7 protein-coding genes are annotated in these 7,905 nt (G+C 42.7%); 5 read left to right on the forward strand and 2 right to left on the reverse strand.

Going from position 1 to position 7,905, the window contains the following annotated elements; translation table 11 throughout:
* Nucleotides 1-11: 11 nt before the first annotated feature.
* Nucleotides 12-1,319 (reverse strand): coenzyme-B sulfoethylthiotransferase subunit beta, encoded by a 1,308-nt coding sequence (gene mcrB / locus DLD82_RS10470; protein ID WP_109941053.1) that lies wholly within the window; start codon nucleotides 1,317-1,319, stop codon nucleotides 12-14.
* A gap of 486 nt (nucleotides 1,320-1,805) precedes the next feature.
* Between mcrB and DLD82_RS10475 the strand changes: the two genes are divergently transcribed.
* The 5 genes from DLD82_RS10475 (at nucleotide 1,806) to DLD82_RS10495 (ending at nucleotide 7,151) form a co-directional block, all read left to right on the forward strand.
* Nucleotides 1,806-2,399, forward strand: a complete 594-nt coding sequence (locus DLD82_RS10475; RefSeq protein ID WP_109941054.1) for an acyltransferase — start codon at nucleotides 1,806-1,808, stop codon at nucleotides 2,397-2,399.
* Complete coding sequence (locus tag DLD82_RS10480; RefSeq protein ID WP_109941055.1) at nucleotides 2,396-3,484, forward strand: DegT/DnrJ/EryC1/StrS family aminotransferase; 1,089 nt, start codon at nucleotides 2,396-2,398, stop codon at nucleotides 3,482-3,484. Before DLD82_RS10475 ends, DLD82_RS10480 begins: the two co-directional genes overlap by 4 nt.
* On the forward strand, nucleotides 3,484-4,401 hold the full coding sequence (locus tag DLD82_RS10485; RefSeq protein ID WP_109941056.1) for a Gfo/Idh/MocA family protein: 918 nt from the start codon (nucleotides 3,484-3,486) through the stop codon (nucleotides 4,399-4,401). Before DLD82_RS10480 ends, DLD82_RS10485 begins: the two co-directional genes overlap by 1 nt.
* Entirely contained in the window at nucleotides 4,391-5,821 is a 1,431-nt protein-coding gene (locus tag DLD82_RS10490) for a nucleotide sugar dehydrogenase (RefSeq protein ID WP_109941057.1), read from the forward strand. The genes DLD82_RS10485 and DLD82_RS10490 overlap by 11 nt, the downstream gene beginning before the upstream one ends.
* 388 nt (nucleotides 5,822-6,209) lie before the next feature.
* Nucleotides 6,210-7,151 (forward strand): GDP-mannose 4,6-dehydratase, encoded by a 942-nt coding sequence (locus DLD82_RS10495; RefSeq protein WP_181391369.1) that lies wholly within the window; start codon nucleotides 6,210-6,212, stop codon nucleotides 7,149-7,151.
* 299 nt (nucleotides 7,152-7,450) lie between these two features.
* Here the strand turns inward: DLD82_RS10495 and DLD82_RS10500 are convergent.
* Nucleotides 7,451-7,905: type II toxin-antitoxin system VapC family toxin (locus tag DLD82_RS10500; RefSeq protein ID WP_181391370.1), on the reverse strand; the 455-nt coding region annotated here is incomplete at its 5' end.

The raw sequence follows: 7,905 nt of genomic DNA on the forward strand, positions 1-7,905 counted from the left end.
AACCTTGGGGATTATGCTCCCTGAGCGATGTGCTGAATCGGCTGGGCAAACTCGGGGATCTTACCAAAGGTATCCTGGTAGACCTTTGAGGTGCTCTCCGGGGTGAACATCTGGGTACCTGCATCAAGAGCACAGGCGGCGACGATACATGGGAGACCAACACCGGCTGCGTGACGGGTAACGACGTGGTTACCGTTGAAGATACCCGGACCACCGCCACCATAGATAGAGTGGCTGAAGAATGAGAATCCGACTGCTACACCCATTACACGACCATAGTCACAACCCGGAAGTCCGGTCTCGTGCTCAATGAGGTCGTTGAAGTAAAGCAGGGTTGAGGAAACAGCCTGTGCGAAACGGCCTGCACCACAGTTTACCATGGTTGCTGCCAGTGTTCCAGCTGCAGTGTATGCATTCCAGAGCATTGGGTCCTTGGTTTCGTAGAAGGTGTATCCGGATGGTCCCTTCTTGCCTGGGATGATAACCTTGTCTTCAATTGCTCTCTCAACAAGGGACTGGACAACGGTACCGATGGTTCCGCTTGCGCCGTTCTTCTTTACAAGGTCGTATACCAGGTTGTTTGCGTTCAGACCCTGGTAGGCGTAGAGAAGGAGCTGTGCACGTTCGAATGGGCCGATTGCGGCTCCCATTTCAAACTCTCCTGCCTGTTCAAAGGATGCTGAGAGTGCTGCGCCCTGCATTGCGTTCTTGTTGGTGATCATAACGCAGTGGTTTGCCTGAATGTTACGGAGTGCGTATCCAAGACCTTCGTTGTTCTGTGGGATAGACAGAATAGAAGCACAGGCAGAGCCTGATGGGTCCATTGTCTGTGGGTAAGTTCCCCAGAATGCAGCCTTTACGGTTGAACCGTCAAACATGCCGACATTGAACTGGTCAATGACTGAGTAGGTTGCTGCTGCAGATACAGCGGTCATTGCTGCATCGTAGGTTGCTGCTGCATCGATACGTGCAGTTGGCACTGTACAGAGCAGAAGTTTGCCGCCGCCGAATTCCTTGATCTCGGTGTCGTCACCCTCGGTAACCTGGAGCATCTTGAACATCTTTTCCTTGATTGCACCTGCATTTGCAACAAGGTCAAGGTTGAGTTCACGTCCGGGGATCTGGTTCTTTCCAGCTTTTCCGGTCTTCAGAAATGCTTCTGCACCACCAAGGTTGACTGCAACAGTTCTCTTGGTAAGGCTGATCATTTTCTTGATGCCGGGGTTTGTCAATGGACTGATCTTATCTAAGGCAACGCCGCTTTTCAGCAGTTTACCCTGATCGTCATAAAGATCGATTGTGTCGGAAAATTTTGCCATAATATTCCTCTGATGTTTCTTAAAACCTGTACGATTTTTTCACTGAATACTGGAGGTTATTGGTCACTGTTAAACTGAAATCACTCGTACACGTCCCCTTTACGGGACTGATGATATGTCTGAATTTCCACGTAAAAATGCTCCGGTTTGATTCTCGGAGAAACCTTATATGATCTGTGAAGTTTTCATTAATTAATTGAATAAAATATATATGTGTGATATTTTTTGCAATGATCAATATTACAAATATATCTTTTCGTAATTATCTAATTGTACTCGATATTTCTTTTGTAATATTGGTATGGGCGCTTAATGGGTGATTGATTGGTTCGTACTTATGTATAGCACAATATGGTTTATTCTGCCATTTACTATTATCTCCTGAACATTATTTCAATTGATGAACCTGTGAAAAAATGAGGCTATGAATAATTTATTTTTTCTAACATCCTATTTGGATACTGTAATCACTTGAAAAAAAAGAAAATGACCGAATATGGAATTAACCAAATTGGGGCGGATGCTCTTCTCTTTGAACCGGTCACGTTAGGATTTCCTTCCCGACAGTATCTTGGGACTAAAGATCATCCTGGGGTCATTATTGGTAATAACGCAATACTAAGGCCGGGAACCGTGCTCTATTCCGATGTTGTTATTGGTAATAATTTCTCCACCGGACATAATGTGCTGGTCCGGGAAAATACCACAATAGGAAATTTCGTCTCTCTTGGTACCGGAGTAATCATCGAAGGAAACTGCACAATCGGTGATCATGCAAATCTTCAGAGCATGGTTTATATTCCAACCAATACGATACTGGGAAATCATGTATTCATCGGTCCCAATGCAGTCCTTACCAATGATAAGTATCCTCCCCATGGGGGAAAATCTCTCAAAGGTCCGGTAGTTAAAGATAATGCCTCTATTGGTGCAAATTCTACCCTATTACCCGGAGTAATTATTGGGGAAGGTTCACTGGTTGCAGCAGGTTCCATTGTAACCCATGATGTTCCCCCACATTCACTTGCAGTTGGGTCTCCGGCCAGAATAAAACCTCTCCCTGAAGGAGCCATGAAATGATCCCTATTGCCAGGCCTTCAATCGGGCCGGAAGAAGCAGATGCTGCATCAAAAGTTATCCTCTCCGGTATGCTTGCAAGCGGAAAAGAAGTATCTGCTTTTGAAGAAGAGTTTTCAAAATTTTCAGAAACATCATCCGGAGTTGCAACCAGTAATGGAACAACAGCTCTTCATGCCGCTCAACTGGCACTGAATATTGGTCCGGGTGATGAAGTCATTGTACCATCTTTCACTTTTATTGCAACGGCCACGACGGTAAGTATGTGTGGTGCATCTCCGGTCATGGCAGATATTGAGGAGACTACCTATTGTATTGACCCGGAATCGGTCATGGAACAGATAACTTCAAAGACAAAAGCGATAATCGGCGTACATCTTTTTGGGCAACCCTGTAACATCGGTGCCTTAACTGACATTTGCGAAGATCATTCCTTAATATTCATAGAGGACTGTGCACAGGCACATGGTGCGAAATATCAGGGCCGGAGTGTTGGAAGTTTTGGAACCTGTGGTTGTTTTTCATTTTATCCGACAAAAAACATGACCTGTGGTGAAGGTGGCATGGTGGTAACGAATGATCTGGGATTATCTGACCGGATTCGGAGGCTCGTAAATCATGGGCAGAAAGAAAAATACCTTCACACAGACCTTGGGTATAATTATCGTCTTACTGATGTTGCTGCAGCAATTGGAAGGGTGCAACTCCAGAGGCTCGCTGGTTTGACCTTCTCAAGACAGGAAAATGGCGAATTTTACTCTAACAATATCCAAAGAAAAGGAATAATCACTCCTCATGTGCGCCATGATTCAACTCATGTGTATCATCAGTATGCAATCCGGGTAACCAGGGATGCTGGTATCTCCCGGGATGAACTCGCTGAATACCTGCATAAAAAAGGAATCGGGACCGCGATACATTATCCGGTCCCGGTACATGAACAACCGGTATACAAAGGAAAGGTATCCGGTTCTGACTGTCCGGTTTCTCAACGTCTCTCAAAAGAGATACTGAGTCTCCCGGTATATCCTTCTCTGACTCCTGACCAAAGAGAAACTATATGTCAGGCAGTTAATGAATGTGAATAATGGATGTAGGGGTAATTGGGACCGGTATGATGGGCCGGAACCATGTCCGGGTTTATTCTGAGTTAAAGCCGGTTAGTTCACTATACATATATGATGTAAACCCGAAACAGGCTGCATTGATTGCAGAACAACATGAGGCTGAAGTCGCATTATCGATCCCTGATCTTTTAAAAAAGGTAGATGCAGTCAGTTTATGTGTTCCGACTCCGCTTCATTACAAAACTGCCTGCGAAATCATCAAAACCGGTACCCACACACTTATTGAAAAGCCAATATGCTTTACCGCATCCGAGGGTCATGAACTGGTCAGAAAAATTCCGGAAGATATGGTTCTCGGAGTGGGTCATATTGAACGGTTTAATCCGATAGTTCCGGAAATCTCCCGGATTATCTCCAATCCTTTGTATGTAGAATTCAAGCGCCACAATCCGACATCATCAAGAATCACTGCCAGTTCGGTTGTGGAAGATTTGATGATACACGATATTGATATCGTCCTCCACTCGCTGTTTAATGATCCAATTGATGTATTTGCACGGGGGACTGTTGATGTTGCCATGGCGCTTTGTCAATGTGGAAGAACTCCTGTATATCTTTCTGCAAGCCGGAAAGCATCGAAAAAAATCCGGATGATTCATATCGAACAGGAGGATATGACCATTGAAGGGGATTTCATGACACAGGAGGTATACATATACCGTAAACCTGATCTTTATTCTGTTGAAAATGAACGATATGTTCAGGAAAATATTGTCGAAAAGGTTCAGGTAACAAAAAAAGAACCTCTTCGTGATGAACTTTTAGCATTTCTTTCTGCTGTCAGGAAAGGCGGAGGATTTTTAATTTCACCGGCTGAAGCGGTGCAAAACCTGGAAGTATGTGAAAGTATTGTCCGGGAGTTAACCTATGGCAACTGATTTATCTGATCTAATACGTGAAAGAGGGCATATCCGGAAAATTGGTGTTATCGGAATGGGGTATGTAGGAATCCCATCCGCTGTTCTCTTTGCAAAAGTCCCTGGGATTGAGAAAGTCTATGGATTTCAGAGAAATTCATCATCTTCCGGTTATAAAATCCGGATGCTGAACGAGGGGACAAATCCTCTGAAAGGAGAAGAACCAGGCCTTGATGATCTCCTTGCTGATGTTGTCAGCCAGAAAATTTTTGAGTGCACTGATGATTTTTCAAAAATTTCAGAATGTGATGCCATTACTATCGCAATCCAGACTCCTTTTAAAGACCCACGGGATCTTATTCCTGACCTTTCAGCTCTTGAAGATGGAATTCGTCAGACTGGAAAAAACCTGATACCCGGAATGCTGGTTGTACTTGAGTCTACCATCACACCAGGCACTACAGTTGGGAGAGCACGTGAGATTTTAGAAGAGTCTGGTCTGATTGCGGGTCAGGATTTTGCTCTTGCACATGCACCGGAACGGGTGATGGTTGGAAGGCTGATTCAGAATATCCAGGAGCATGACCGGGTGGTAGGAGGGATTGACGAGATTTCAACCAAGCGTGCAATAGAGTTATATCAGCCGATCCTGACAAAAGGGAAGATCATCCCCATGTCTGCAACTGCTGCAGAGGTTACAAAAACTGCTGAAAATACATTCCGGGATCTTCAGATTGCAGCCGCAAACCAACTGGCGCTTTATTGTGAAGCAATGGGAGTAAATTTTTATGATGTTCGTTCAGGTATAGATTCTCTGAAAGGTGATGGTATTACCCGTGCTATTCTCTGGCCCGGTGCAGGAGTCGGGGGTCATTGCCTTACCAAGGATACCTATCATCTTGAACGGGGAATCGAACTGGCAGGTATCTCCACACTTGATTTTCCCAAGGATCACGAGTCTTTATTTACTCTTGCACGACATGTAAATGATTTCATGCCTTGTCATATGTTACATCTGGTCAGTCAGGGTCTGAAATGTGTTGGTAAAAAGGTATCCGGGTCCAGGATTGCAATACTGGGTTTTTCATTTCTTCCAAATACCGATGATGCACGAAATACTCCAACAGAACAATTCTACAAGATGTGTGTGGAGCACGGTGCAGTTGCAAGGATTCATGACCCTTGGGTTCGTGAATATCCCGGGATTAGTTTGTCATCTGATATTGAACCGGTGCTTGAGGATGCAGATGTTCTTGTGCTTATGACCGCTCACCGGATGTATTATTCATTGGATTATAATTGGGTAAAGAAGGTAATGCGACCTTTTCCTGTATTGGTTGATGGAAGGAATATTGTTGATCCGGATGTTCTCATCCAGGCAGGATTTGTGTACGAGGGTATAGGGAGAGGAGATAAAAACAGTTATCAGAGCGATGTGTAAAAACCCTGGTTTTCTCCTTAAGTTTCATATTGTGAGTAAAACGATTTCATGTACATCATGGGCTGCTTTATACAAGGCAGTATCTGCTGTAATGAAAATTTTTTCCTCCTTCATTGCAGCAGTAAGATATAATGCATCATATACGGTTATTTTGTGAGTTATTGCACATTCAAATGCTTCTTCAATTAGTTCAGATGCTTTGAGTATGAAACATGCATCATTGAGAAATTCATAAGATGTCTTTAGTGTTTTATATACTTAATGGATGACCTCTACTACGTTACAAGAGAATTTGCATTTTCACTGAGGTACACTACTTGTCAGACTTACATGTATTCAAATCTGAATAATGATACAATTAATACTGGATTGTAGTATTGGTACAAGCATGAATAAGCGTTATCTTGTCACGGGTGGTGCAGGCTTTATCGGTTCACATCTCTGTCATGCACTGGTTGCCAGGGGGGACCAGGTAATCATCCTTGACTCACTTGATTCTGGAAATTTGGGTAATATCTCCGACATTCTTGATGATGAACATGTTGAGTTTATTGAGGATACAATTTTAAATTGTCCCCGGCTCATTTCACTCTGTAATGATGTTGACGGGATTTTCCATCTTGCTGCCCTGGTGTCAGTCCAGCGTTCAATTGATGATCCCCGGCTGAATCATCAGATGAATATTGATGGTCTTTTTGAAGTATTCGAGGCTGCCAGACTGGTCGGGGTTCCAAAAATTGTGCTTGCATCATCTGCAGCCCTCTATGGAAATGACTATCTTCCGCCCCATGAAGAAACATTCGTTTCAGTACCTCTTTCGCCATACGCAGTTGGAAAATGTCTTTCTGAATTATACGCTGCCGTTTATACCGAGTTATATGGTGTTCAATCGGTTTGTTTACGTTTTTTTAATGTATATGGTCCGAAGCAGGATCCTTCATCTCCCTATTCAGGGGTGATATCCAAATTCATGGATGCCATCTCCCGGGATGATGAGTTTACTATATTTGGGGATGGAGAACAGACTCGGGATTTTGTGTATGTTCTGGATGTCGTTCAGGCTTTAATTCTGTCAATGGAAAAGAGTGTTTCTGGCGTTTTCAATGTTGGTACGGGCCTGAGTGTATCGATAAATCAACTTGCCAGGACAATTATGGATATTTCAGGAAAAAATGAAGGGATACGATATTTGGGTGCCCGTGAAGGCGAGGTCAGGCATTCGTGTGCAGATATTTCAAAGATATCAGAGGGACTGGGGTATAAACCGAAATACTCTCTGAAAGAGGGGATTAATGAGATTTTCCAGTGGTGGATAGAGAAACAGGGTTAATCTCTGATTTTTCTTGTGAATAATGATCTGATATTCTGACATATAGATCATTCAATGTTACATATTCACCAGAAGCTACTTCACCCCTAAATTTTTGTATCTCTTCTCTTTCTTCTGTAGAAATATCTTCCATTCCTAAATAATTGTCAATTTTTTCATTGAGTTGAATAATTTAAGTCTCCAGATTCTCAATTTTTTGAAGGAGTAATTCTTCGCTCATATTGATACATCCAATTATTTATGCTATCGATAATCCCGTTGTGTTTTTGGGAGTCTCGTTTTGATATTCATATCAAGGCTCATCGGTTTTGCACAGGATTTATTACCTCAATAGATTTGACATGCTGAAAGGCCTTATCGTTAGTCATGAGGTATTTAATCTGGAAAACCTCCATCGATGCGATAATTGTAGCATCTCTCCCTCCGATTCCAAATGATGAATATTGGTGTAATATTTGAATGGCATGATGAACCGTTTTTATATCTAACTCAAAAAAGTGGAATGGATATGACAAAAATGTATCCAGAAAAACCTCTGCATACAAAGGTGTTTGTCTAAACAGGTAATGAGCAACTTCCATAACAACAACAGAGTTTATCGCAATCTCTCCCGTTGATAAAATCTGTTCAACAGCTAGACAAACATCTTCATGTTCCTTTGATGATTTGTTGAAGTAATAGCACCAGATATTAGAGGCTGTTGCATAGATGGTAAAAAAAAATCGTTTGTGATCCATTAGACTTTTGTGTATGA

Origin of the sequence: Methanospirillum stamsii, assembly GCF_003173335.1 — an archaeon.
GTDB lineage: Archaea > Halobacteriota > Methanomicrobia > Methanomicrobiales > Methanospirillaceae > Methanospirillum > Methanospirillum stamsii.